Genomic DNA, 24,473 nt, shown 5'->3' with positions numbered 1-24,473 from the left:
GTGTTCGCAGCGCGGGCTGTGTCGCCTGCCAGCCGCTTCTTGCCCGCTTCCATGAAGTCCTTGGACCATTTGTAATAGATGCCTTGAGAGATACCCTCACGACGACACAGCTCAGCTATGCTGTCCTCGCCCCTCAGACCGTCCAGGACGATCCTGATCTTCTCTTCGGACGAGTAATGCTTGCGGGTCGCTCGTTTGATGTCTTTGACGATCTTCTCGCCTGAGCTTTTGCGTGTTCCATTGGTCTGTCTCATCTTCCACTCCTCGGTGGTTACGATGAGCCAAGAACACTCTCTTAGCAATTTGCCCTATTTGGACCCATAAGCGCTGACGTCAGACAGCGGAAAACCGACCATCCAAAGGCAGGCACTAACCTTTGATCTCGACCCTAATTCCATGAATGCTTGTGTCGCCCTTGTTCAGCACGCGCCCCAACGGTTGTGGGGCCATGTTCACAACGAGGCTGCTCTGGCCATCCCACGCTTCAATGGCCTGTATGACATCACGGCTCGGCGGCAACTCGACACCGTCTGGCGAGATGTCTCTGACCTTGTCATGCAGTCCGTCCAATACGAAAACGGATGGCCAACGGTGGTGGTGCAACGGTTCTTCGTCACCAGGTGGCAATGTTACCTCCAACACCCGAAGTTTGTCGCTTCCTTAGGGCCGGTGGACGAGACACCGAGTACAGACAGTGTGCGAAACAGGCATCTGGTCCTCAGAATGCAGGCAACCGGCAAGTCAAGACTGCAAGACGCGCAGCGCGTGGGGCGGCCGAGGGCGATCCGGTGCAAGTGCTGCGTGTGTTCCGTTCGGATTATGCCAGTCGCGTGGCGCGGCAGGATCATGACCGTTTTGGTCGTTGAAGAATGTTTTGTAAGCCGCGTGCTGCATAGATTTTCAGAGTAGGTGGCCAACTGTTTTCCTCTGCATTGGCCTTCTACTATTTGCTGAGTGAGTAGTCACGGAAAGGGCAGGTTGGCAGTATTTCGCCAAGCTGAATTTCGCTCATTGCGGCCGTCAGGCACAGACACTAAGCCGCGCCGCATGAGCACAAATCCAAATCCCAAAGACCCGCCCCTAACCAAGCTGGAAGCCCTCGTGTTTGCGCTTGCGATGTTCCTTGCCTTGTTGGGTTTTTTGGCCGCGGGCGCGGCTATTTTCGACGCTGTTTTCGCCTGAGCCAACCGGCTTTCCACCTGCTGAATTTGGCGCTGGCGGGGTGGGGCAAAGCATCGCCGCGTTCTTTTCGTCGGCCTCGGTCTACTGGGCTGGCTGCGGGGGGGCAGTGTGGCGGGTTTTTCTGTCGATTTAGCTTAGCAGTTCCAACATTTTTCTAATAAACGCGCGCTTTGGGCGGCACTAAAACGTGACAGGTCCACAGGTGTTCGTTTTATCCAAGTGCTTTAGCGCGTGCATCGTTCTGATAGCTGTACGGCGCCTGTTTTGAACAAAGCGCATGACCTCGCAGTGCGTCCCAATACTCCCTATTCATACAATCCAGCACTTCGCCCGCGCAATTTGATCAACGCAAGAACAGTGTCGATTGTCGGGGTCGGTGTGTCGGTGACGCGACCCAATTCCTGCACAGAACCGACCAGCGCGTCGATCTCCATAGGGCGGCCTTGGTCGAGGTCTTGCAGCATGGACGTCCGGTGTGCGCCCACCGCCGCGCCCCCGTCGATCCGACGTTCCACATCGATGGGAAACTTTACTCCCAGTTTTTCCGCGATTGTTTGCGCCTCAAGCATCATGTTGCGTGCCACAGATCGAGTGCCCTCATCCGTGCACAAGACATCAAGCGTCGTGTCGGTGAGCGCGGAGATCGGGTTGAAGGACAGGTTGCCCCACAGTTTGACCCATATCTCGTCGCGCAGGCGGGGTCGTACGGGCGCCTTCATACCTGCTGCCATTAATGCCTTGGACAGTGCCACCGCGCGGTCAGATTTGCTGCCATCGGGTTCGCCTAAAGAAAATCTGTTCCCCTCAATGTGCTTGATCGTGCCGGGTTCAATGACTTCTGCCGCCGGATAGACCACACAGCCCAACACCCGGTCCGGACCAAACCCGTTCCACTGCGCATTGCCTGGGTCGACTGATGCCAGTCGCGTGCCCTCAAGAGGTCCGCCAAGTTTGTGGAAGTACCACCACGGAACGCCGTTTACACCGGACACGATCGTGGTGTCTGGCCCGATCAACGGCTGCATCTTGTCCACCACGGGCGGTACTGAATGCGCCTTGAGCGTTACGATGACATAGTCCTGCGGCCCCAAGTCAGCAGGATTGTCGCTCGCTGTCACGGATACGGTTTGGGGTGCTTGCCCGTCTTCTAGCAACGTCAGCCCCTTGTCCTGCATCGCCGCTAGGTGTGGTCCGCGTGCGACCAGACTGACGTCTGCGCCCGCTTGCGCCAATTTCACGCCCATATAGCCGCCTATGGCGCCCGCTCCGAAAACACAGATTTTCATTCGCCTTGCGCCTTTTCCACGAGACCCAGCTTTTCGGCCAGACCAATGCGTTGCATCTTGCCCGTCGCCCCTTTGGGGATTTCATCGAGAATGATCACTTTGCGGGGCACTTTGAAGTCGGCCATCCGACTGGACGCAAATTCCCGGATGCCCTTGTCGGTGGTGGCCGACCCCTCTTGCAGCACCACAGCGGCCGCAACCTCTTCGCCCAGTTTGGCATGGGGCAGGGCAAAGGTGACGACCTGTGCCACGTCCGGGTGATCCAGCAGCACGCCGTCGACTTCCAGCGGGCTAATCTTTTCTCCGCCCCGGTTGATGATCTCTTTGAGGCGCCCGGTCAGGTACAAATACCCCTCCGCATCAAAGGCCCCCTGATCGCCGGTGCGAAACCATCGTGCGCCGTCGGCATCAAAGAAATTTTTGGCGTTGGCATCCGGGTTGCTTTCATAGCCCGCCGTCACGTTGGGGCCTGAAATCACGATCTCGCCTGTGCCGTCGATCAGGTGGTTTTCGATTTCATGTGCGACGCGAACTTTTGGGCCTGCCTCGACGCCGACTGCGCCGGGTTTCTGGGCGCGCGGGGGCAGGGGGTTGCAGGCCATCTGGTGTGCAGCCTCGGTCATGCCATAGGCCTCGATCACTGGCGAGCCAAAGGTTGCTTGCAACTGAACCATCACCTGAGCAGGCAATGAGGCGGATGACGAGCGCAAGAATCGAAGCGGGTTATTCGCGATGGTCTCTGCATTGCGCCCCGCGCGGGCGAGGATTGCCTGATGCATTGTGGGCACGGCTGTGAACCACGTCGGGCGCGCCTCATCCATCATCGCAAAGAAGTTGAGCGCGTTGAATCCGGCCGTGCAAAAGACCGAGCCACCAGCGGCCAGAGAGGCGGACACGGCCGCCAAAAGCCCGTGAATGTGAAACAGGGGCATGACGTTCAGGCACCGGTCCTCGGGCGTGAGGGCGAGGCTTTCACGGATATGGTGTGCGGATGCGGCCACGTTGGACTGCAATAAGGGCACGATCTTGGGGCGCGAGGTCGTCCCGGACGTATGCAGGATCAACGCGACATCTTCTGCTGTTGGCGCGCGCGACGCTTCACCGCTCATGTCAGAGGACAGCGTAAAATACCCCGCCGCCGCGCCCTCCGGCACAGACAAGCGGATCACCGGCAGACCCAGTTTTAGGGCGGCGGCATGCGCCGGGCCATCGTCATCTGCGCTGATCAGCAAGGCCTTGGCTTTCAAGTCTTCAAGATAGAACGCGTATTCATCTTCGCGATAAGCCGGGTTAAGCGGCGCCGTTGTGGCGACCTGCGCGACGGTGACAAAGGCAGTCGCCATCTCGGGCCCATTGGGCAGGACAATGCCCACACGATCGCCTGCGCCTATGCCCATGGCGTTCAGGCTCGATGCGACCTCTTGTGACAAGGCGCGCAAACCGTCGTAGCTTAGCCAGTCGCGATCAGCGGCTCCAATAGCGGGCAGGTTGCCGGGGTGGTCTGCGATAAGGGCGTGCATCGTGGTCTTCATGAAAGGTCTTCCTTCATTTCTGGCGGCCATTGGCCAAAGTCTCACTCTGATAACAGTTCAGCTGCAAGGCTGCGACCGCTGTTGAATGCATCTTGGGCCGTGGGGCCAAGACACCAATCCCCGCAGATCGAAAGCCCAAGGGTGTCCACGTGGATATAGGGTTGACCCAAGGGGGTGCGGGTCAATGCATACCGCCAGCGGTGGGCCATGCTGATGACGGGCGCCACCGGTGAGCAGCCAAGCGTGTCAAAGAACGCCTCAAGCAGGGGTGGGGGGACTTCGGCCTGTTCGCGTTCCAGATGGGTGCTGCTCCAATCTGCGCTGGCTTGAATGACCCAAGCGTCCCCCAGTAGATCGCGGCCCGGTTTTGCGGTCTCGCGCGCGATGACCGAGATCGGGCCTGACAGGTCGTTTGCGTAAGTGAGATCCGTGGGCAAGGGCGTTTCAAAGCCGACCATGACAGTCCAGCAGGGGTCCGTCTCTGCCGGTGCGATGGCGGCCTGAAGGTCAGGCCATGGCGACAGGAGGCGGAGGGCCTGGGGCTGTGGGATCGCCAGAACAAGCCTGTCGAATTTCACGCCTTCGGCCTGCGCGACGCCGCGCAAGACCCATCCATTGCCGCTGCGCTCCAACCCGGTGACTTCGGCTTGGGTATGTACTGTGAGCGGCTGTGCCAAGGGTTTCACACTGCCGCTCATGCCGGGCAATCCCGTCCATCCGGCAGCGTCTGCCCATTGTGCGGCGTATCCTTGATCTTCATTCTGGGCGATCAGGGCGGTAAAGGCCTCGTCCGTTGGCCGCAGCACGATGGCCCCGTGATCAAACCGCCAGCCATCACGCCTGCGCGATGCCATGCGCCCGCCAAGACCACGGCCCTTGTCAAACACGACAACGCTGTGACCCGCATCCACCAAGGTGCGGGCGACTGTCAGACCAGCCATCCCCGCACCAATCACGGCAATTTGGTCTTCTGTCTTCACGTCAATCAGGTCCGATCGTTGGGTTTGGTAAGGGCTGTGCGCATCTGCAGGCCACAAACTGGATCAGCCAAGGGCTGCGTCAAATCCATATTCCGCCAGAATGGCTTCAAGATCGGCGCGCAAGGCGGGTTTGAGGGCAAGGCCCCGGTCCATACGCCCCTTCGCCGCTGCACTCTTTCCCTCGCCGGGCATCCGCACAGGGTCGTGCCCCGGCAGCGGGGGAGAGGCGCGCATTTCGTCAAACACGCGGGCGGCGTTCGCCCCGAAATCAGCAATGCCAAAGGCAGCAGGATCAAGGGCCATCACGAACTGCCCGGTGTTTGTCGAAGACGTCGTGTCGTTGGTGAAATCCACCACGTCCGCGCCAAAGGACGCGCCATTGAGGACACCGGCCATCAAGCCAATCGCCACCGACAGACCAAAGCCCTTGGGGCCGCCGATGGGCAACAAGAACCCTTCGGATTTACGCGCCGGGTCGGTCAGGGGTTTGCCGTCGCGGCCCACCATCCACCCTTCGGGCATGGGTTCGCCTTGTTGCAGCAGTGTTTTGATTTTGCCCATGGCTGCCACGGTTGTGGCCATGTCGAAGACGAACGGATCGTCCCCCTCATTGGGGGCGGAAAACGCAATTGGGTTTGTGCCCAGCAACAGGTCCGTGCCGCCGTATGGGGGCACTTGATTGGCGCTGCCCACGGCAGCGGCCATGCCCAGCAGCCCGGCCTCGGCCTGTGGGCGTACATAGAGCGCCAAGGGCCCTGCATGATTGCCACCGCGCACCCCGACCCAGCCGATACCGGCCTCGCGTGCTTTGGTCATCGCCAGATCGCGTGCTGCAGCCATTGCCAGATGGCCCAGACCATCATCCCCGTCGATCAGCGCCGTTGCCGCCGTCTCGTGTACGACCTTGACCGTGGGGGTCGGGTTGCAACCACCGCCCTTCAAGCGGGCCATGTACTGGCGCAGGCGGAACACCCCGTGGGTGGCGTAGCCGTAGATGTCAGCTTCGACCATGAGGGCGGCGACCTTGGCCGCATCCCCGTCTGGCACACCTTGCGACCCAAGAGCCTTGGCAACGAAGGTGCGCAAGGTCTCGAGGTTTACAGTTGCGTCGTCAGCCATCGTAAGAGCCCACGCGTTCTGCGTGCCAGAAGACCACTTTGCGCTGGGTGAATTGCACCAGCAGATACAGGGCCAGACCCACAAGGCTGAGGTAGAGGATCAACGAGAAGACGCGCGGCGTGTTCAGTTGCGAAGCTGCCACGCGGATCAACTCACCAAACCCTTTGCCGCCACCAAGGAATTCACCTGTGATCGCGCCTGCCATCACGCCAACGGCGCCGATCTTGAGACCGGTAAAGATTTGCGGCAACCCGCTTGGCAGTTTCATCTTGATCAGGGTTTGCATCCGGCTTGCCCCCATCGTCTTGAACAGCATACGCGCGTTTTCGTCCGCTGCATGCAGCCCGGCGGCGGTGCCAACCACGATCGGGAAGGTCGCGATAAAAGCGGCAAGGGCCACTTTGGATTCAATGCCAAAGCCCAACCAAGCCACAAAGAGGGGGGCGAACGCCACCTTTGGCATCGTGTCGATGGCAACCAGATATGGCATCACCGCTTTTTCGCCAAAGGCGGTTTCCCCAACCAATACGCCAAGCGAAAAGCCGATGGCGATGGCGAGGGCAAAGCCGTAGATCACCTCCAGAATGGTGATCCAAAGGGCCGTTAACATGTAGCCGCCAGTCACAAGGTTGGTGCCCACAAAGATCATGTCCTGAAAGGTTTCCAAGGGTGTTGGCAAGATGATGGGGGATACAAAGCCAAAGGCCGTCACGAACTGCCATATGCCGATGAAAACCACAAAGACGAAGGTCATCGCGATCCAGCGGGGGACTGAGTCGATAAATGCGATCTCCTGAACCCAGACGGTGTCTTCCAGCGTGTCGTTGGAATTTGAGGATGACGCGTTGTTCGAAAGATCGGTCACATGTCTTCTCCCTTGTCCAGTTGGGTGCGGATGTATTCGACGATTTCACCGAATTCCGGGGTGGTCATCATCTCCAGCGTGCGTGGGCGTGGAAGGTCCACCTTAACGATCTCGGACACACGGCCCGGGCGCGGCTTCATCACCACGATTTCGTCCGACAGAATGACCGCTTCCTGAATGGAGTGGGTCACAAGGAAGGCCGTCGCGTCCTGTTCACGGCAAATGCGTTGCAGTTCCATGTTCATCATGTCGCGGGACAACTCATCCAGCGCGCTAAAAGGTTCGTCCAGCAGCAAAACCGCCGGTTCCGTGATCAACATCCGGCAGATCGATGTGCGCTGCGCCATGCCTCCGGACAATTCGTTGGGATAGACGTGCTCAAATCCCTTGAGGCCGACAATCTCCATCAGTTCATGGGCTTTGGCCATTGCGGCCTTGGCGGCGGGCTTTCCATCGCGAATCTCGATGGGCAGCACGATATTCTCGATCGCTGTCTTCCACGGAAACAGCGTGGCCTGTTGGAACATCATCCCGATGTCGCGACGCGGGCCGGTCACGGGTTTGTCCTGAAGGACGACGCGACCTTTGGTGGGCGGGATCAACCCGGCCATGATCTTGAGCAATGTGGACTTGCCACAACCGCTCGATCCGATGACGGACGTAAAGCTGCCCTTGCGCAGTGTCAGGTCGACCTCTTTAAGAGCGACCACGAGATTGTGTGCATAGGTCTTGCTGACCCGGTTCAGTTCGTAGACCGGCGCACCCAAAGGTGCGCCGACTTTCGTTTCTGCCATCAGAGATGTCATTCGCTGGCGGCCGCTTTGCCGATTGCGGCGAACTCATTGGTCCACGCCGCGCTCAGATCATCAAGCGGAGCCGCGATTTCACCACCGGTGACCAACGCGTCCTGCCATTCGGCCCAAACCTCGGCAGGGTACCAGCCCAGACCGTTTTCAGGGCTTGTCGAGATGGTCTTGGAACGCACAGCGTCAAACAGAGCCGACTGGAACTCTTTGTCTTCGCCTTCTTGCGGGTTGCCGTCAGCAAGGTGCTTCAGAACAGCTTCGCGGTTGGCATCGTCCAGTGCAAAGGCGTGGCCTTTGGCGAACGCACGGCTCCATGCTTCGACCAGTTCACGGTCATTGGCGATGGTGTCGGCCATTGTCGCAATGCCGTTGCCAAAGAAGCGGCCAAACTCAGCAGGCGTGATGTCACGCACAGCCATGCCGCGCTGGTTTAGAATGGCTGTGTCCGCAGTAGACGCCGAGTATGCGACGATCTCGTTGTTCAGGAAGGCCGCTGTTGCCGGACCACCGTCGCCGACCGTCAGAAACTCAAAGTCTGTGCCTGCGGTCATACCAGCGCTCGACATCACGTTGCGGGCAAAACCCACTTCCGCGCCGTCTGCTGTACCCGTGCCGATCACCTTACCGCGCAGGCCTTCGATGTCCTGAATGTCAGAACCCTCCTGCACTGCGATGCCAAAGTTGGAACGAGCGGCCACGTTATAGATGTGGACGACTTAAACACCGCGCGAACGTGCCGCGATGATCGGGCCGGGGCCGGGGCGACCGAACTGAGCTTGGCCTGCGGACAGAGCCTGAATAACGGCACCAGAGCCGTTGATGGCTTCGACCGTGACGTTCAAGCCTTCGTCGGCAAAGAAACCTTCGCCAATGGCCACGAACACCGGGAAAGAGTTGATGGCCGATGGGCTGGGCTGCACAAACGTGATGTCCCGTAGGTTTTGCGCCATGGCACCGGTGCTCAAAAGGCCTGCGACCGGGATCGCAGCCAAGAGCTTGGTAAATGTTCTTCTGGTTGTCATTTTGTGTCTCCTCCTTGGTTAATTTTGTGTCGAGGTCTCTGTTCTTGTTGCCCCGCCTGGATCAGGCGTTGCGGACAGAGTTCCTCAACTCCCCGATTTCCGAGATCGTGCAGACGACGGTGTCGCCGTCTGTCAAAAAACGGGGGGGATCCATCGCGTATCCCACGCCGGATGGCGTGCCGGTGGCGATGATGTCACCGGGTTCCAATGTCATCCCCTGTGACAGGGACGCGATGAGCGTTGGAATATCGAAAATCATATCAGAGGTGCTGCCGTTCTGGCGTTGTTCGCCATTGACGGTCAGACTGATGGACAGGTTGTGTGGATCGCTGATGGCGTCCGCAGTCACGATCCATGGGCCAAGTGGACAAGAGCCATCAAACCCTTTGCCCTTAAAATACTGTCCGCCATGGCGACGTTGCACGTCACGGGCCGTCACGTCGTTCAAAATTGTGTATCCAAAGATATGCTCGTATGCGGCCTCTTTGGGAATGTTGCGCCCCGGTTTGCCAATGATTACGGCCAACTCGACCTCATAGTCGATCGATGTTGAGACTTGCGGGAACACCAGAATGTCGCCGCCCGGCGATACAATCGAGGTCGGTGGTTTGGTGAAGTAGACAGGGTGCTCAGTGACCCCGACATTCTGCTTTTGAGCGCGGTCACCTTCGGCGATGTGTTCGGCATAGTTGCGCCCGACGCAAAACACATTTTTGCGGGGCTGCGGAGTGGGCGCGAGCAGTGTGGGGTCGGCGATCACCGCATCGGCATGTTGGCCTGCGTCCGCCTGAGACACCAGGTTTTGCAACGCGGATATCGCAGCGTCGCCTGTCTCGATAATGCTTTGAAGACTGTCAAAGGACGTTCCTGTGGCGGCGATATTAAGCCAGCTGCCATTCGCAAGCTGTACCGCAGCATGAGGCTCACCCCCCACCGAAAGTGTCGCAAGTTTCATACAGTCTCCTCCCATCAAGCGCGTCCGGAGGCAGCCTTTTTCTAAGATGTGTAGCGCGCGGTCATTGCTGACCCAGCTTCACAGCATGCTGCTATCTACGCTCTCCCTCCCTTGACAAAGGAGCGTTCAGCTCGTGAAATCAACCAACCAATTCACTGATTGGGTGGGTCACCATGCCAAAAACTGAGATTCTCGTGCAGCGCATTCGGGATACGATTGCGTCTGAGGGCTATGCGCACAATGATCGTTTGCCGCCAGAGCGGGAGATGTGCACCAAGCTTAATGTCACGCGCAACCAATTGCGTGGTGCCTTGGCACGGCTTGAGTCGCGGGGCCTGATCTGGCGGCATGTGGGGCGTGGGACGTTTGTGGGGGAACGTCCGGTGCTGAACCTCGACGACGTGCTGTATCTGCGGGATCAGGTGACACCACCGCATGTCGCCTCTGTGCGCCTTGTCATCGAACCTGAACTGGCGCGTCTGGCCGCCATGCACAGCACACCAGCAGACCGCGAAGAAATACATGCCTGTGCTTCACGGTGTCGCGAAGCGCCGGACTGGCGCAGTTACGAAGCGTGGGACAACAAATTTCACCATGCGATTGCCCGCAGCGCAAAGAACAAGCTGTTCCTTTACTATTTTGAGACGCTCAACGTTGTTCGCCGTTCAATGGTTTGGGGGCAACCGCGAAAGACGTCCAAGCCTGATAAAAACTATTCCAGCTTTTTGGAGCACGATCAGATCAAGCAGGCTATCGAGGGAAAAGACCGCGATTTTGCTGCTCATTGCATGAAACAGCATCTTCATTCGGTTTATGGTCGGATCCTGCCGAGCATGGATGAAACCGCTGGGGATGTGCGGGCCACAATAAAAGACAGCTAAAGAAAAGGCGCCCTAAACAGGACGCCTCGATATCGCGAAGCAGGGATAACCTTTTAGGTGACCGTAACTGTCAGCGTCCCAAGGGGTGGGATTTCCACCTCCATCACATCGCCTTTGACCACCGGGCCGACGCCTGATGGCGTTCCGGTCATGATAACGTCACCTGCGGCCAGCTCGAAGTACTCTGACAGGTAGGAAATCATTTCTGGAGTCTTCCAGATCAATTGGTTCAGGTCACCTTCCTGACGCAACTCACCATTCACTTTGAGGGTGACGGCGCCTTCATCCAGATGACCGACTTCTTCGACAGTGTGGATCGGACCAATCGGGGCAGAACGTTCAAACGCCTTGCCAATTTCCCACGGACGGCCTGCTTTCTTCATCTCGCCTTGCAGGTCGCGACGCGTCATGTCCAGCGACAACGCGTAGCCATAGACATGATCCATCGCGCTTTCGACGGGGATGTTCTTGCCGCCGGATTTCAGCACAACTGTCAATTCTGCTTCGTGATGCACGTCGGATGTGTGGGGCGGGTAGGGGAAGTCACCCGTGGTGTCGAGATTGTTGGGGTTCTTCTGGAAAAAGAACGGCGGTTCACGATCAGGATCGTGACCCATTTCAATGGCGTGAGCGGCATAGTTGCGCCCAATGCAATAGACACGGCGCACCGGGAACGCGCCACCCGAAGCAACAGGGATCGACGTGATGTATGGTGCAGGAATAACGTAGTCAGACATTGGGCAGCTCCGTGTTTTGGGTTCCGCATGGCATAAGGGTTGGGCACTGAGAGATCAATCTGACCAATGAGAGAATTGGTTCGCTCAAGCCAACCCTGACGGACTATCGTCCCGCTGAGATTGCAGCCACTTGATCACCGATGCACGCTTGGCATCCATATGATGCAGCAGTGTTTCGGCAAGCTTGGCGCCATCCCGTGCGGCTAGGTGGTGCAGGATTTTCTCATGTTCCTGCACGGCGTCAGACCAGCGGCTTTCTGACATGTTGGCCAGATACCGTGCCCTCTGCATCCTGAGGGAAAGCGCTTCGCATGAAGTCGTTAGCGTCCCATTGCGCGCAGCCATCAGGATGGCGCGGTGGATCTGTTGGTTGACGATGAAATATGCATCAAGATCCCGGTTCTGATAGCTTTGGACCATCTGCGCGTGCAGCGCGCGCACCTCTTCGATTTCCGCATCGGTGATGCGCGCACAGGCCAATTCACCCGATAACGCCTCAAGCGCGCCAAGGACGGGAAACACCTCTTCGACCTCTGCTTCGGTGACTTGGGTCACCCACGCCCCACGGTTGGGTTCCAACCGGACAAGGCCATACGTGGCCAGTACCTTCAGCGCTTCGCGCAGGGGAGTGCGGGACACGCCGAACTGATCGCAAAGTTGCTTTTCGGGGACTTTGGTGCCCGGTTTCAATTCGGAATTGAGGATAAGGGTTTGCAACCGATCCACCAGTTCATGGTGAAGCGATTTGCGCACGATCGTCTGTGATGTGTCCACGCTCAACTTCCTTCTCGTTCGATCAAGGCTTGTTCCAGCAAACGTGCGATGTGAATGGGTTTTCTGTCGGTCAGGTCAGCCACCTGATGACGGCACGACGTGCCATCGGCCACAATCAAGGTGTCTGTGTGGGCGGCGTTTACGGCCGGGACCAGATCAAGTTCCGCCATCTTGCGCGACACTCCGTGGGTTTCGACACCATAACCAAACGCGCCGGCCATGCCACAACAGCTGGTTTCGACCACCTCAATTTCTGTATCAGGGAGTTGGGCAAGGGTTCTTTCAATTGAGGACATCACCCCCAGAGCCTTTTGGTGGCAATGGCCATGCAGCAGCACCTTGGGGGCAGGGGAGGTTAAGGGCAAAACGAAATCTGGGTTGTCCTCCTGATCCGCAATAAACTCTTCCAACATCACCGCATATCTGGACAGCAGTTCAGTGTCCGGGCCGGGCAAAAGAGCGGGTATTTCATCGCGCAGGGTCAGCAGGCAACTGGGTTCAAGTCCAATGATCGGGATACCTTGCCGGGCATAGGGCAGGAAGGCTGTGACAAGGCGCTGGGCCTCAACCTTCGCCTCCTCAATTAGGCCAGCGGACAGGAATGTACGCCCACAACACAAAGGGCGCTCGCCTGCGGGGGCTTTGGCCACGGCCAGCGGGACACCGGCGGCCTTTAAAACCTTGGCGGCGGCGCGCAGATTCTCGGGCTCAAAGTGACGGTTGAAGGTGTCCGCAAATAGGACCGCCCCCGGCGTATCGCTCGCATCCACTTCGCTGTCGCGAAAGGGGCGCGCATGCCATTCGGGCAAATCGCGCGTGGCTGTAAAACCAGTGAGCTTTTCCGTCACCTTGGCAAGTCCCGGCACGCTATTGCGCAGGTTCATCAGAAATGGCACCCGCGCCGCCCAGCTGGCATAGTGGGGAAGGTATGCGACCAGCCGGTCGTGCAGGCTCAGCCCGTTTTTGGCGTTGCGTGCGGCCTGCACCTCAATCTTCATACGGGCCATATCAACGCCGGTTGGGCATTCGCGCTTGCACCCCTTGCACGACACGCACAGTTTCATCGTCTCAGCCATCTGCTCAGAGGTCAGCGCGTCTGGCCCAAGCTGGCCCGAGATCGCCAGTCGCAGGCTGTTTGCACGGCCGCGCGTGAGGTCCTGTTCCTTGCGGGTCACACGAAAGGACGGGCACATCACGCCGCCCTTCAGCTTGCGGCACGCCCCGTTGTTGTTGCACATCTCGACGGCACCCTGAAATCCACCGCCACTGCCCGTCCATTCGGACCAGTCCAACCCGGTTTCAAACGCGGGAACGGCGTAGTCCGGGCTGTAGCGAAACAGCGACCGGTCATCCATTTTGGGCGGGTTCACGATTTTGCCGGGATTGAACAAACCATTCGGATCAAAGCGCTGTTTTACCTCGGCAAAATTCGCCACCATGCGCGGGCCAAACATCTTTTCATGGAATTCTGAGCGGACGAGGCCATCGCCATGTTCGCCCGAATGGGACCCCTTGTAGGCTGCGACCAGATCAAAGCATTCTTCGGCAATGGCGCGCATCTTTTTGACGTCTTGATCGAGCTTCAGGTTCAATACCGGGCGCACATGCAGGCACCCGACCGAGGCATGCGCGTACCACGTGCCGCGCGTGCCATGTTTTTCAAAGATCTCCGTCAGGCCAGCGGTGTAGGCGGCCAAGTCCGGTAGTTCAACTGCGCAATCCTCGACAAAGGACACCGGTTTCCCATCCGCCTTCATCGACATCATGATGTTCAGGCCGGAACTGCGCAGGTCCGCGATGCGCGCCTGCATCTTGGGATCGGGCACCGCAGTTACGCCACCCCATTTTTTTCCCGTTTTGTCCCATGCAAACCCGAGGTCGCCAACGAGGTCTTCTAGGTCCTTCAGCTTTTGGGGGTGCGTGCTGGTGTCTTCCTCAGCAAACTCGACTAGCAGAAGGGCGTCGGGCTTGCCTGTGACAACGGCTTCGATCGTTTCCCGGAACATGGGAATGTCGCGGGCCAGTGCGATCATCGTGGCGTCCACCAACTCGACCCCTTGGGGGTTCAGTTTGACCAGATGCTGTGCCGCATCCATCGCCTGATGAAAGGTAGGGAAGTGGCACACCCCGAGCACTTTTTCCGACAGGATAGGCCACAGCTTCAACTCAATCGCGGTGGAATAGGCCAGCGTGCCTTCTGATCCGACCAGAAGATGGGAAAGATTGTTGGGCGTGTCCTTGGGGACGAGTGCATCAATGTTGTAGCCACCCACGCGGCGCATCACATTGGGAAACCGGGCATCGATTTCGGCGGCCTCACGCGTGCCAAGCGCGAGCAGGTCGTCTTGCAGGGATTTGAAGCTTGCAGGCGAGCCCGGGTCTACGGGACCAAACCGGTGCTGACTGCCGTCCGCCAGAAACGCTTTGATCGACAGAACATTGTCGCGCATCATGCCATAGCGCAGCGATTTGCCGCCGCAGGAATTGTTTGCGGTCATACCGCCAATCGTCGCGCGCGAGGCGGTCGAGACATCGACAGGAAACCACAGCCCGTGGGGTTTGAGCGCACGGTTCAAGTCATCCAGCACAATGCCAGGGCGGACGACACAGCGCATCCCCTCGACATCAAGCTCCAGAATGTCATTGAAATACTGCGTATTATCCAGAACCAGCGCGGTGTTGACCGTCTGACCGCATTGCGATGTCCCGCCGCCGCGCGCCAGCAAGGGAACGCTCTGTTCGGCTGCGATATCGAGGGCCGCAGATATGTCATCTTCGGATTTCGGAGACATCACGCCGATTGGCATCATCTGATACAACGACGCATCCGTCGCATAGCGCCCGCGCGAAAAACTGTCGAACATGACGTCGCCTTCAACGCGTTTTTTCAGTGCATCAAAGAGATCTTGCATGGCTGAACCTGTGAGTTTGGCGTTTCTTTTCGTTTGACTTAATTATGAATTCAAAATTACGTTGCGACAATCGAAAACGCACCTGCTGGGCACAAATGCTGCCCTGTATGCACCCGAAACACCTGATCGCGAGACCCCAAATCATGAGAAAAGCTGGCCGCCACTTCCTGCAAATTCCCGGACCCAGTGCTGTGCCTGACCGCATTCTGAGCGCCATTGGTCAGCAAACCATTGACCACCGGGGGCCGGATTTTGCCAAGGTTGGTCTGCGCGCACTTGAGGGGATGAAGTCGATCTTCAAAACGGAAAGCCACGTGTTCATCTATCCATCCTCGGGCACCGGCGCGTGGGAAGCGGCGTTGGTCAACACGCTGTCGCCCGGCAATCATGTCCTGATGTATGAAACAGGGCATTTCTCGACCCTTTGGTGTAAACTGGCCAGTAAACTTGGCCTCAATGCTGAACTGATCGCAGGTGATTGGCGCGGCGGCGCTGATCCTGAGCGGATCGAGGCGCGCCTTGCTGAGGACAAAGAACACAAGATCAAAGCTGTCTGCGTCGTGCACAACGAAACGTCGACAGGGTCCGTTTCGCCGATTGCCGAAGTGCGCAAGGCACTAGACAACGTGCAGCATCCCGCCCTCCTGATGGTCGACACGATTTCGGGTTTGGCTTCTTTGGACTATCGCCACGACGGGTGGGGGGTGGATGTCACGGTGTCAGGTTCGCAAAAGGGGCTGATGCTGCCGCCTGGCCTGTCGTTCAACGCGGCAAGCGCCAAGGCGATGGCGGCCAACAAATCGGCGGGTCTGCAACGCTCGTACTGGGATTGGGCAGATATGGTTGGTCCAAACAAGACCGGGTATTTTCCATACACACCGGGGACCAACCTTCTTTATGGGCTAAACGAAGCCATCGACATGTTGCACGAAGAGGGGCTGGATAATGTCTTTGCCCGGCACGCCCGCCACGGTGTTGCGGCACGTGCCGCTGTGCGCAAATGGGGGCTTGAGGTGCTATGCGCCACACAAGGTCAGGAAAGCGGCGTGCTGACAGCCGTGAAGCTGCCTGATGGCCATAGCGCAGACGCCTTTCGCGCAACGACGCTTGAACACTACGACATATCGTTGGGCAACGGGCTGTCCAAAGTGGCGGACAAGGTGTTCCGCATCGGCCATCTTGGTGATTTCAACGACCTGATGCTGATTGGCACGCTTGCGGGGGTCGAAATGGGGTTGAGCCGTGCAAACGTACCCCATGAGACCGGCGGCGTGCAGGAGGCCATGGCGCATCTGAGTTAAGAGGCGCCCGCAGAGCTATGAAACACGGGAAACTTTCCCCAAACCCAGAAGTGTGTGGCTGCGCGCTTTGGACTGTTCCTATCGCCGCAACGCGACCTCTAGGGACTGTGCTATCGCCTTGTCGACCTGAATCACCACATGCAAGTCCTCGGTCCTTTGGTGTTGATGGCTGAGCAGCAGTTGCAGGCCTGTGGAGAACACTGACAGCACTGATCCGATCAGCAAAGAATAAAGGACCAGTCTCACCCCAAGTTGGTTGTGAAGCACGCGTTGCCTCAAAGCGGTGACTGCCTGCCGTACTGGCGGCGTGCGCATTTTGGGCACAGTACCGCTGGCGTGCGACCGGATGCAGAGATGGGTTTACGCGCCAGAGGCGCGAAGGGGGGGGTAGGTTCATATCTGGCCTTGATGATGCCATGAGAGAATTGGCGCTCCGGCATGCTATGGAGACTGGTGGCGGCACGCAGCCATAGCGAGTGAAAGGGACTTAGACGTGCTTCAATTCTTTCAGCCTTTTTTTGCCTTTGCTGCCTATCCCCTTGCACGTGCGGCGCGCGCTGCATAGAAGGGCGCGAAATTTCGATGTGCCCCTTATGCTGGGGCCTTTTTGCTATGGGAGCACACATGCAGGTCACCGAGACGCTGAACGAAGGTCTGAAACGCGGTTACGCCATCACCGTGACCGCCGCCGAACTCGACGAGAAAGTCAACGAAAAGCTGGTCGAGGCACAGCCCGGCGTTGAAATGAAAGGCTTTCGCAAGGGCAAAGTGCCTATGGCGTTGCTGAAAAAGCAGTTTGGCCAGCGCCTGATGGGCGAAGTCATGCAAGAAAGCATTGATGGTGCCATGTCCGAGCATTTCGAGGCCTCAGGCGACCGTCCTGCGATGCAGCCCGAAGTCAAAATGACAAACGAGGACTGGAAAGAGGGCGACGACGTAAATGTCGAGATGTCCTACGAAGCCCTTCCAGCCATTCCCGAGGTCGACATGGCCGCGCTCAAGCTGGAGCGTCTGGTGGTCAAGGCTGAGGACGCAGCCATCGATGAGACCCTGACGTCGCTTGCCGAGAACGCGCAGAATTTCAAAGACCGCAAGAAAGGCTCCAAGGCCAAAGACGGCGATCAGGTTGTGTTCGACTTTGTTGGCAAGGTTGACGGAGAAGTGTTCGAGGGTGGCTCTGCCGAAGGGCACGCGCTTGTTCTGGGATCTGGTCAGTTCATCCCCGGTTTTGAAGTGCAACTTGTTGGCGTCAAAGCAGATGAAGAAAAGGCTGTAACCGTTTCTTTCCCTGACGATTATCAGGCTGAGCACCTTGCTGGAAAAGAGGCTGTGTTTGACTGTTCCGTCAAGGAAGTCAAAGAGCCGGTTGCCGCTGAGATTGACGACGAGTTGGCCACGAAGTTCGGTGCCGACGATCTCGCCACGCTCAAAACCCGCATCGCAGAGCAGCTGGAAGGCGAATATGCTGGCGCGGCGCGCGCCGTGATGAAGCGGGGCCTGTTGGACCAACTGGACACAGCCGTTAGCTTTGAACTGCCCCCGAGCCTTGTCGAAGCCGAGGCCAAGCAGATCGCGCACCAGCTGTGGCACGAGGATAACCCAGACGTCGAAGGGCACGACCACCCCGAGATCGAAACAACGGATGAGCATAAAACCCTGGCGGAGCGTCGTGTGCGTCTTGGCCTGTTGCTGGCCGAGCTGGGTCAAAAGGCCGAAGTTGAAGTGACGGATGCCGAGATGAGCCAGGCGATCATGACGCAAGCGCGTCAGTATCCCGGACAGGAACGCCAGTTCTTTGAATTCGTGCAACAAAACCAGCAGATGCAACAGCAACTGCGTGCGCCTTTGTTTGAAGACAAGGTTATCGATCACATCGTTGAAAACGCGTCTGTGACGGACAAGGAAGTGTCTGCAGACGATCTGAAGGCCGCTGTTGAAGCGCTCGAAGACGAGTGATCGCTGCGATAAACTGATTTTGAAGGGGCCGCGCCTGATAGGTGCGGCCCCCTTTTTGTTGAAATGCTTGGCTCACGCTGGCTTTGACCGCATTCTCGCGTCATGACAGGGTTCATTGCCTGACATGAACAGACTGAGTTAATTCAAGTGAGTTGCGTGTGAGCGAGCAGCCTAAAACCCGGAAATTACAAACGGCTGCTGCGTTCGCAACCTGTGCACTCGTCCTCGTGTCTGTTGGCGCATTGATGCGGTTTGTTCCAAGTGAAAGCGCGTTTGGCCCTGTGGCGCGGGTGTTTGATTCACTCTCTCCTCTGATCCTTTTGGTGTCCTTTGTCTGCTCTCTTTTGGCGACTTGTCTTGGCATGCGCCGTATAGGAGGCACGCTGGCTTTGCTTGCGCTCGCCTCTTTTGGACAGCAATTTGCGGCTCATCAAAAAATCAGCCTGCAGCTTGCGCCTCAAAAAACGGCAACTGTCAGAATTCTCTTTCTGAATGCGCTTGCCGACAACGAAGAAAACGGTGCCCGGATGATTGAAACGGCGCTGAGTTTTGATCCGGATGTCATCGTCTTTGCAGAAAGCCTGTCGGTTGCGGATAATCTTGCGCCCTTAAGGGATCACTACCTATTCTTGTCGCCCTGCTCAGAACAGAAATGCGAGCTGCTGGTGGCATCCAAGGTGCGGCCAAAGCGGTTTTGGACCCTGACACTGAACCCCGTCTGGGATGATCGTTATGCGGTTGCCGAGCTTGAGTTGCACAATGGTACATCCTTCTTTCTGGCAGCAAGCCACCTGTCAAAACCATGGCTGTCAGGCATTGCGGAGTCCGAGGTGCAAAAGTTGATCGCGCAATACAACTGGCTTTCCGGACCTTCCGTGGTGGTCGGAGACTTTAACGCAGCACCGTGGAGCCGTCCCATGTTGCAACTGTTGTCCAAAACCGAAATGCGAACGCTGCGCGCACCGAAAGGGACGTGGCCAGCAGGTGCAGGCGACTACGGCGTCCCTTTGGATCATGTCTTGGTCAAGAATGGGGCTCGTGTTGTGCGTATTGAGTATTTCGGGAAAGATCTTGGGTCAAACCACCGAGGCTTTGTGGCGGATGTCGCACTCCCATAGTGGTGACACCGAGGGACTGGCTCACTGAAGAATTAACGCTGAAAAAGACGCCTAGAAGTCCCGCAAGTCATCCAATGTATAGGTTGGCTGCACCGGAAAATCAGGGTCATCGCGGTGTTTGGGGTCCGGGATCAGGCAGTTCAATCCGCAGATCTGGCGTGCGACCTGCGCGCGGGCATCAATGTACCACATCCGCCCGCCAGGGGTGGCGATATAGCCGTCGGTGCCATCCTCGATATCGGTGCGCATATCATCAAAGGAGGGGATTTCGTTGAAATACTCCGTATTGAACGACCCATGTGTGTGATAGGAGGCGAGCACAGTGAAATTGGCAAAAGCCGGGTCCGGAGGCAGGCAGGTTGCAGTGCGGCCACGCCGCGGTTCGGTCGCCACGTAGTTGCCCGCATCATCAATGCCCAGTAGGCCGCAGTATTCGCGGTCTTCGGCAATGGACGGTCCTTGGATGTCGTTGAACAGGCGGCTGGTGAAAGCGATTTCAGTCTGGTTCTGTGCCACCGCGCGCGGTGCCATATCAACCGAGGCGACGTCTTCAACAACGCAAGCGGACAGGGCAAATGAGAGGACAAGGGGTACAGCGCGCATGGCGCACCTTTGCCGGGAGCGCCGCGCGGTGTCAATTCGACTGCTCAAGCCCGCAAGAAAAAGCCGCGCCCCTCTGATGAAGGACGCGGCGTTGACTTGATTTTCTACGAGGCTGCTTACGGCTGTGTCTCGTCCGAAGGTTCGCCTTCGGGCGTATCGACAGGCGCAACGCCAGCAGATTCTGCCAGTTCGTCGTCTTCGGACGCCGCAGCGCCGATGTCGTCGAACAATTCCTGGATTTCGAATTCGGCTGCTGCCTCTTCTTCGGCGGCCAGTTCCTGGATCGATTTCCCGGAGGCTTGCAGTTCAGCTTCTTCAGCCGAGCGGGCAACGTTCAGCTGAACGGTTGCGCTGACTTCAGGGTGCAGGACCACGTCGACGTCGTGCAGGCCCAGTTCCTTGATCGGAGTAGGGATGACGACCTGTTTGCGATCCACTGTGAAACCTTCGGCAGTGGCAACATCGGCCACGTCCCGTGTGGTGACGGACCCATAGAGGTTGCCGCCGTCAGACGCCTGACGAATCACGACGAACTGTTGGCCATTCAGTTTGGCACCCAGTGCTTCGGCTTCGGCTTTGGTCTCGAGGTTGTTCGCCTCAAGCTGCGCTTTTTGCGTTTCAAAATGCGCGATGTTGGCCTGCGACGCGGTCAGCGCCTTTTTCTGAGGCAACAGGAAGTTGCGGGCGTAGCCGGATTTGACGTCGACGACGTCGCCCATCTGACCCAGTTTGGCAACGCGTTCAAGAAGGATGACTTGCATGTGCTTTCTCCTTTTTAGACGGCGTATGGCAGCAGGGCGAGGAAGCGGGCGCGTTTGATGGCACGGGCCAGTTCGCGTTGCTTCTTGGCCGAGACGGCGGTGATGCGGGATGGAACGATCTTGCCACGCTCAGAGATGTAGCGTTGCAGCAGACGTGTGTCTTTGTAGTCGATCGCAGGTGCGTTGTCGCCCGAGAAGGGGCAGACTTTGCGGCGGCGGAAAAATGGTTTCGTGGCCATGGTTTAGCTCCCTTTCTGGTTAGCGGCGTTCACGGCGTTCGCCGCGGCCTTCGCGCTCGTCACGCTTTTGCATTTGAACGGATGGGCCTTCTTTATGCTCATCCACTTTGATCGTCAGAACGCGCATGACGTCGTCATGCAGGCGCATCAGGCGTTCCATTTCCTGCACAGCAGGGGCAGGCGCATCGGTGCGCAGAAAGGCGTAGTGGCCTTTGCGGTTCTTGTTGATCTTGTAGGCCATGGTTTTGACGCCCCAGTATTCGTTATCAACGAGGGTGCCACCATTGTCCGACAGGACAGTTCCAAAATGTTCGATGAGCCCTTCGGCCTGTGTGTTGGACAGGTCCTGACGGGCGATCATCACATGCTCATACAGAGGCATGGACGTACTCCACTTGTTTCAAGGCGCATTTCAAAGAGCGATCAATTAACCCTGCGGATCGCTCACGAGAGGCTGCGCGGCAAAAGGTATTTGCAGGGACAGCGCCGTATAGGAGCGGCGCGGCGCCATGGCAAGAGAGAAGTGCACGCACCGTTTGTGGCCGCGATGTGGCGCGCTGTCCCAGCATAACCAAACGGGTGCCGCATTTTGGTCCAGATTGACCCGTTAACGTTGGAAAACAAAGATACCGGGAGACGACGCTATGACTGCCATCACAGATATCTCGACCACGACAGGCGTGCCAGAGGCGCCCCGCATGATCGGTGGTGAGCGTTGGCTGACACGTGGGGCGCAAAGCCTTGGTGGCGTCGCACTGGTTCTTGCCGCCTTCGGGGTGTGGGTTGCACCCGGTGCTGGATTTGAGCCTGACCTTGCCTTGTTCAAGCTTGGCGTTTCAGTAGCCCTCGGATTTGCCGGATTGGCCATCATGCAGGCGGGTCGTGCCCAGCCGGCAGTCGAGTTTGAAATCGACACACTGCGTCGTGAAGTCCGCCTTGTACGCGGTAGCGGGCGCAACCGTTCCTTGGTCAGCCGCATTTCGATTGCCGATCTTGGCCCGGCTGAAGTTCATGGCAACATGGCACGTCTGTGGACTGTCGACGGTTCTTTGGTCGCCGAAGTCGCAATGAGCGATCCCGACTTGCGCCGCAGCCTGATGGGCGCGTTGCGTGACGCGGGTAAACTCTAACACCTGAGGGCGCGATTTTATGCGCCCGCATTGCTGTTCGCTGGCGCGCAGGTTCTGTTGAGCCGTGCGTAATTGCGAGAACTTGGGACCACCGCCACATCTGCACCACGTAAAGCAACCTTTCGTGGAGCACCTCCCAAATGAAATCCATTCTTCTTGCCGCTGCCCTGACCGCAACTTCCTCTGTGGCCTTGGCGGCCGAGCGCTACACACTAGACGCCAGCCATAGTCAGGTCGTCTTTTCCTATGACCACCTTGGTTTTTCGACCACCTTCGGCATGTTCTCAGGCTTTGAAGGCGAGATCATGTTCGATCAGGACGACCCGTCTGCGTCGTCCGTAACCGTGTCTATGCCCACCAAGAGCATGTTCACCGGTTGGGAGAAGCGCGAAGGCCATTTCATGTCTGACGATTTCTTTGGCGCTACAGACACGGATGTCATCACCTTTGCCTCGACTTCTATCGAAGTGACCGGCGCGGACACGGCTATGATCACTGGCGATCTTACGATGAACGATGTTACCAAGTCCGTGGTGCTGGACGCACAGCTGAACCAAGTTGGCACTCACCCTCAGGCGGGCAAGGCATGGGCTGGCTTTGATGCCACAACAACATTGTTGCGTTCCGACTTTGGGCTTGGCGCCTTTGCTCCATTCGTCAGCGACGAAGTGGCTGTCCAAATTTCCGTGGAAGCCGGTATTGCCGAGTAAAGCACGCATCACCGACAAATGATTTAAGGGGGTTGCGCGAATGCGCGGCCCCTTTTTCTGTGTGGCCTTTGATTGAAAAGACGCGTTGGCGCACGACATGACACTATTCAGAGCCGCCTTTTTGGGCTGCTCTGGCGGTGTTCTTTGGCAGTTGGATTCTTAGTCGAACAAGAGCTGGCGTTGGCGTTCCCACACGGCGGCGTGTCTGGTAACGCATCTTGCCCTCTGTCTCTAGCCGTCAGTCTTCTTCTGTGGCGCGTGTCGCCATCAACTCGACCTTGACCTTCACTGCGAATTCGAGGCTCGATTCGTCGGCCATGTTGTCACCGATCCTGAAATTGCGCCGGTCGAGTGTGGCGGTGCCAGTCATCCAGGCGCCTTCGTCATTCACCGACAGACCGAAGGGCAGGGTGAGGGGCATCGACTGATCTTTTATCGTCAGTGTGCCTTGCGCCTCGTACCCGTCCACAACTGCAATGATGTCGGCCTCAAACGACGCGGTAGGGAAATCATTGGCGTTGAAGAAATCGGGGCCCAAGGCTTGCGACGTGACTGAGCCCAATGTGAGCGAGCCAATGGAGATTGCCACTTTGACGCTGCCTGCGAGGCCATCGTCGATCTTTTCATCAAAGTTGATTGCGGCAGTCCAGTCGGCAAAGGTACCTGTAACCTCTGATCCGAACTGGGTCACTTTAATCGAGAGGGTTCCGTCCTGCACTTGCCAGTCTGACTGTACCTCCTCCAAAGCGATCGCCGTTCCTGGCGTCTCGTGGGGTGCGTAGGCCCCAAATGCGCCCCCGACCGATAGCGCGATCGCCCAGAAGGTCAGGGCGGCGGCAACAGGCATTGCATGGTTGTGGGTGCCAGTGGTTTTGGGGGCAGCAGAGGCCCCAAACCACATGCGCCGCAGGGTGGCATCCTTGTCAATCACGTGGTGCTTGAGGGCGCCCGCAATGTGCAACAAGAGCGACAGGGCCAGCACTTTGGTCAGTACAAAGTGTGCACCGCCAAAAATTGACGCTGCGATCTCTGACTTTGGCACCAGCGGAAGGTTTTGTCCGAAAGGCCACCATATGGGGGCAAAGCCCGTTGTTGCAGCGTGATGAATCCAACCCGAGAGCGGGACCACAACAAGGCTGCCATAAAGCAGCCAGTGTACAGTTTCCGCTGCAAGTGTTTCGATTTTGCGATCCGGGTGCAGCAAACCCGGTTTGGGTTGGCTGATCGCCCAGACGATCCGCGCCAGTGCGACAAAGAAGACAGCCACACCAACTGTCTTATGGAGCGAGAACATCCACGCCTTGTCGGCCAGCTGCTCTGACGTCTCGTAGGGCATTCCGTTGGCGATGAGACCGAGCGGCATCAGCACGATGATCCCAAGGGCAGTGAGCCAGTGAAAGGTCTTGGACACAGACCCAAAATGGTCAGCGGTGTTGGTAATCGGCATGGGAACACTCCGTTGCTGGTTCCATGAGTAAACACTTCGACCACCAATGTTATGCACTTTATGCGTGCTGCAACTGCGAATTCTTGCACAGGGTCCGTGCAGCGGGTGCTTGTCTGGTCGGTGTGGGCCGATTACACCGAAATCACGAAAAATGAGC

24 protein-coding genes and 1 pseudogene are annotated in these 24,473 nt (G+C 57.8%); 7 read left to right on the top strand and 18 right to left on the bottom strand.

All coding sequences use genetic code 11. The features are described from left to right. Together DHN60_RS03640 and DHN60_RS22200 are read right to left on the bottom strand one after the other, a co-directional pair. The coding region (locus DHN60_RS03640) for a transposase (RefSeq protein ID WP_159089102.1) at positions 1-254 on the bottom strand (254 nt) is incomplete at its 3' end. A 115-nt stretch (positions 255-369) separates the two neighbouring features. Then, positions 370-627 carry a hypothetical protein gene (locus tag DHN60_RS22200; protein ID WP_159089101.1) on the bottom strand — a complete coding sequence of 86 codons (258 nt, stop codon included), beginning with the start codon at positions 625-627 and terminating at the stop codon, positions 370-372. Positions 628-1,047: 420 nt separating this feature from the next. On the opposite strand from DHN60_RS22200, the gene DHN60_RS22800 reads away from it, so the two are divergent. Continuing rightward, a complete protein-coding gene (locus tag DHN60_RS22800) occupies positions 1,048-1,182 on the top strand; it encodes a hypothetical protein (protein ID WP_255415550.1) in 135 nt (44 codons plus the stop codon). Positions 1,183-1,487: 305 nt separating this feature from the next. Here DHN60_RS22800 and DHN60_RS03630 read toward each other — a convergent pair whose 3' ends face one another. The 8 genes and pseudogenes from DHN60_RS03630 to DHN60_RS03595 form a co-directional block, all read right to left on the bottom strand. Beyond that, positions 1,488-2,468 (bottom strand): 2-dehydropantoate 2-reductase, encoded by a 981-nt coding sequence (locus DHN60_RS03630; protein WP_108835853.1) that lies wholly within the window; start codon positions 2,466-2,468, stop codon positions 1,488-1,490. After that, positions 2,465-4,000: an acyl--CoA ligase gene (locus DHN60_RS03625; RefSeq protein ID WP_108835852.1), complete on the bottom strand. Its 1,536-nt coding sequence runs from the start codon at positions 3,998-4,000 to the stop codon at positions 2,465-2,467. Before DHN60_RS03625 ends, DHN60_RS03630 begins: the two co-directional genes overlap by 4 nt. 41 nt (positions 4,001-4,041) lie before the next feature. Continuing rightward, on the bottom strand, positions 4,042-4,980 hold the full coding sequence (locus DHN60_RS03620; RefSeq protein WP_159089100.1) for an NAD(P)/FAD-dependent oxidoreductase: 939 nt from the start codon (positions 4,978-4,980) through the stop codon (positions 4,042-4,044). A 63-nt stretch (positions 4,981-5,043) separates the two neighbouring features. Continuing rightward, a complete protein-coding gene (locus DHN60_RS03615; RefSeq protein ID WP_108835850.1) occupies positions 5,044-6,099 on the bottom strand; it encodes an Ldh family oxidoreductase in 1,056 nt (351 codons plus the stop codon). Further along, positions 6,092-6,964 (bottom strand): ABC transporter permease, encoded by an 873-nt coding sequence (locus DHN60_RS03610; RefSeq protein WP_108835849.1) that lies wholly within the window; start codon positions 6,962-6,964, stop codon positions 6,092-6,094. Before DHN60_RS03610 ends, DHN60_RS03615 begins: the two co-directional genes overlap by 8 nt. Then, the gene (locus tag DHN60_RS03605) at positions 6,961-7,758 is read right to left on the bottom strand and encodes an ABC transporter ATP-binding protein (protein ID WP_234423499.1); all 798 of its coding nucleotides are present in this window, start codon (positions 7,756-7,758) and stop codon (positions 6,961-6,963) included. Before DHN60_RS03605 ends, DHN60_RS03610 begins: the two co-directional genes overlap by 4 nt. A gap of 8 nt (positions 7,759-7,766) precedes the next feature. Beyond that, positions 7,767-8,720 (bottom strand): annotated as a pseudogene (locus DHN60_RS03600) (ABC transporter substrate-binding protein). A gap of 133 nt (positions 8,721-8,853) precedes the next feature. Further along, positions 8,854-9,747 (bottom strand): fumarylacetoacetate hydrolase family protein, encoded by an 894-nt coding sequence (locus tag DHN60_RS03595; RefSeq protein WP_108835847.1) that lies wholly within the window; start codon positions 9,745-9,747, stop codon positions 8,854-8,856. A 173-nt stretch (positions 9,748-9,920) separates the two neighbouring features. Between DHN60_RS03595 and DHN60_RS03590 the strand changes: the two genes are divergently transcribed. Beyond that, positions 9,921-10,628: a FadR/GntR family transcriptional regulator gene (locus DHN60_RS03590; RefSeq protein ID WP_108835846.1), complete on the top strand. Its 708-nt coding sequence runs from the start codon at positions 9,921-9,923 to the stop codon at positions 10,626-10,628. Between the two features lie 53 nt (positions 10,629-10,681). Here the strand turns inward: DHN60_RS03590 and DHN60_RS03585 are convergent, their stop codons facing one another. The 3 genes from DHN60_RS03585 to DHN60_RS03575 form a co-directional block, all read right to left on the bottom strand. Beyond that, complete coding sequence (locus DHN60_RS03585; RefSeq protein WP_108835845.1) at positions 10,682-11,365, bottom strand: fumarylacetoacetate hydrolase family protein; 684 nt, start codon at positions 11,363-11,365, stop codon at positions 10,682-10,684. Between the two features lie 84 nt (positions 11,366-11,449). Next, positions 11,450-12,139 (bottom strand): GntR family transcriptional regulator, encoded by a 690-nt coding sequence (locus DHN60_RS03580; protein WP_108835844.1) that lies wholly within the window; start codon positions 12,137-12,139, stop codon positions 11,450-11,452. A gap of 2 nt (positions 12,140-12,141) precedes the next feature. Then, a complete protein-coding gene (locus DHN60_RS03575) occupies positions 12,142-15,051 on the bottom strand; it encodes an FAD-binding and (Fe-S)-binding domain-containing protein (RefSeq protein ID WP_108835843.1) in 2,910 nt (969 codons plus the stop codon). 143 nt (positions 15,052-15,194) lie between these two features. Here DHN60_RS03575 and DHN60_RS03570 point away from each other — a divergent pair, with 143 nt between their 5' ends. The 3 genes from DHN60_RS03570 to DHN60_RS03555 all read left to right on the top strand — a co-directional run bounded on the left by DHN60_RS03570 (position 15,195) and on the right by DHN60_RS03555 (position 19,426). Continuing rightward, positions 15,195-16,352 (top strand): alanine--glyoxylate aminotransferase family protein, encoded by a 1,158-nt coding sequence (locus tag DHN60_RS03570; protein ID WP_108835842.1) that lies wholly within the window; start codon positions 15,195-15,197, stop codon positions 16,350-16,352. Positions 16,353-16,976: 624 nt separating this feature from the next. After that, on the top strand, positions 16,977-18,308 hold the full coding sequence (gene tig / locus DHN60_RS03560; RefSeq protein ID WP_108835840.1) for a trigger factor: 1,332 nt from the start codon (positions 16,977-16,979) through the stop codon (positions 18,306-18,308). A gap of 245 nt (positions 18,309-18,553) precedes the next feature. Further along, entirely contained in the window at positions 18,554-19,426 is an 873-nt protein-coding gene (locus tag DHN60_RS03555; protein WP_108835839.1) for an endonuclease/exonuclease/phosphatase family protein, read from the top strand. Between the two features lie 51 nt (positions 19,427-19,477). On the opposite strand, the gene DHN60_RS03550 is transcribed toward DHN60_RS03555, so the two are convergent. From DHN60_RS03550 to rpsF, 4 genes are all read right to left on the bottom strand, one after another. Further along, complete coding sequence (locus tag DHN60_RS03550) at positions 19,478-20,029, bottom strand: DUF4329 domain-containing protein (RefSeq protein WP_108835838.1); 552 nt, start codon at positions 20,027-20,029, stop codon at positions 19,478-19,480. A gap of 116 nt (positions 20,030-20,145) precedes the next feature. Beyond that, positions 20,146-20,790 carry a 50S ribosomal protein L9 gene (gene rplI, locus DHN60_RS03545; RefSeq protein WP_108835837.1) on the bottom strand — a complete coding sequence of 215 codons (645 nt, stop codon included), beginning with the start codon at positions 20,788-20,790 and terminating at the stop codon, positions 20,146-20,148. Between the two features lie 14 nt (positions 20,791-20,804). Continuing rightward, a complete protein-coding gene (rpsR, locus tag DHN60_RS03540) occupies positions 20,805-21,029 on the bottom strand; it encodes a 30S ribosomal protein S18 (RefSeq protein WP_108835836.1) in 225 nt (74 codons plus the stop codon). A 19-nt stretch (positions 21,030-21,048) separates the two neighbouring features. Then, positions 21,049-21,411 (bottom strand): 30S ribosomal protein S6, encoded by a 363-nt coding sequence (gene rpsF / locus DHN60_RS03535; protein ID WP_108835835.1) that lies wholly within the window; start codon positions 21,409-21,411, stop codon positions 21,049-21,051. A gap of 262 nt (positions 21,412-21,673) precedes the next feature. On the opposite strand from rpsF, the gene DHN60_RS03530 reads away from it, so the two are divergent. Both DHN60_RS03530 and DHN60_RS03525 read left to right on the top strand, forming a co-directional pair. After that, positions 21,674-22,159: a hypothetical protein gene (locus tag DHN60_RS03530; protein WP_108835834.1), complete on the top strand. Its 486-nt coding sequence runs from the start codon at positions 21,674-21,676 to the stop codon at positions 22,157-22,159. Between the two features lie 140 nt (positions 22,160-22,299). Beyond that, positions 22,300-22,869 (top strand): YceI family protein, encoded by a 570-nt coding sequence (locus DHN60_RS03525; protein WP_108835833.1) that lies wholly within the window; start codon positions 22,300-22,302, stop codon positions 22,867-22,869. Between the two features lie 238 nt (positions 22,870-23,107). Here the strand turns inward: DHN60_RS03525 and DHN60_RS03520 are convergent, their stop codons facing one another. Next, positions 23,108-24,316, bottom strand: a complete 1,209-nt coding sequence (locus DHN60_RS03520; RefSeq protein WP_108835832.1) for a cytochrome b/b6 domain-containing protein — start codon at positions 24,314-24,316, stop codon at positions 23,108-23,110. Positions 24,317-24,473: the final 157 nt, after the last annotated feature.

The organism is Tateyamaria sp. Alg231-49 (genome assembly GCF_900143535.1).
Classification (GTDB): Bacteria; Pseudomonadota; Alphaproteobacteria; order Rhodobacterales; family Rhodobacteraceae; genus Tateyamaria.
This window is presented reverse-complemented; position numbering and strand designations above follow the sequence as displayed.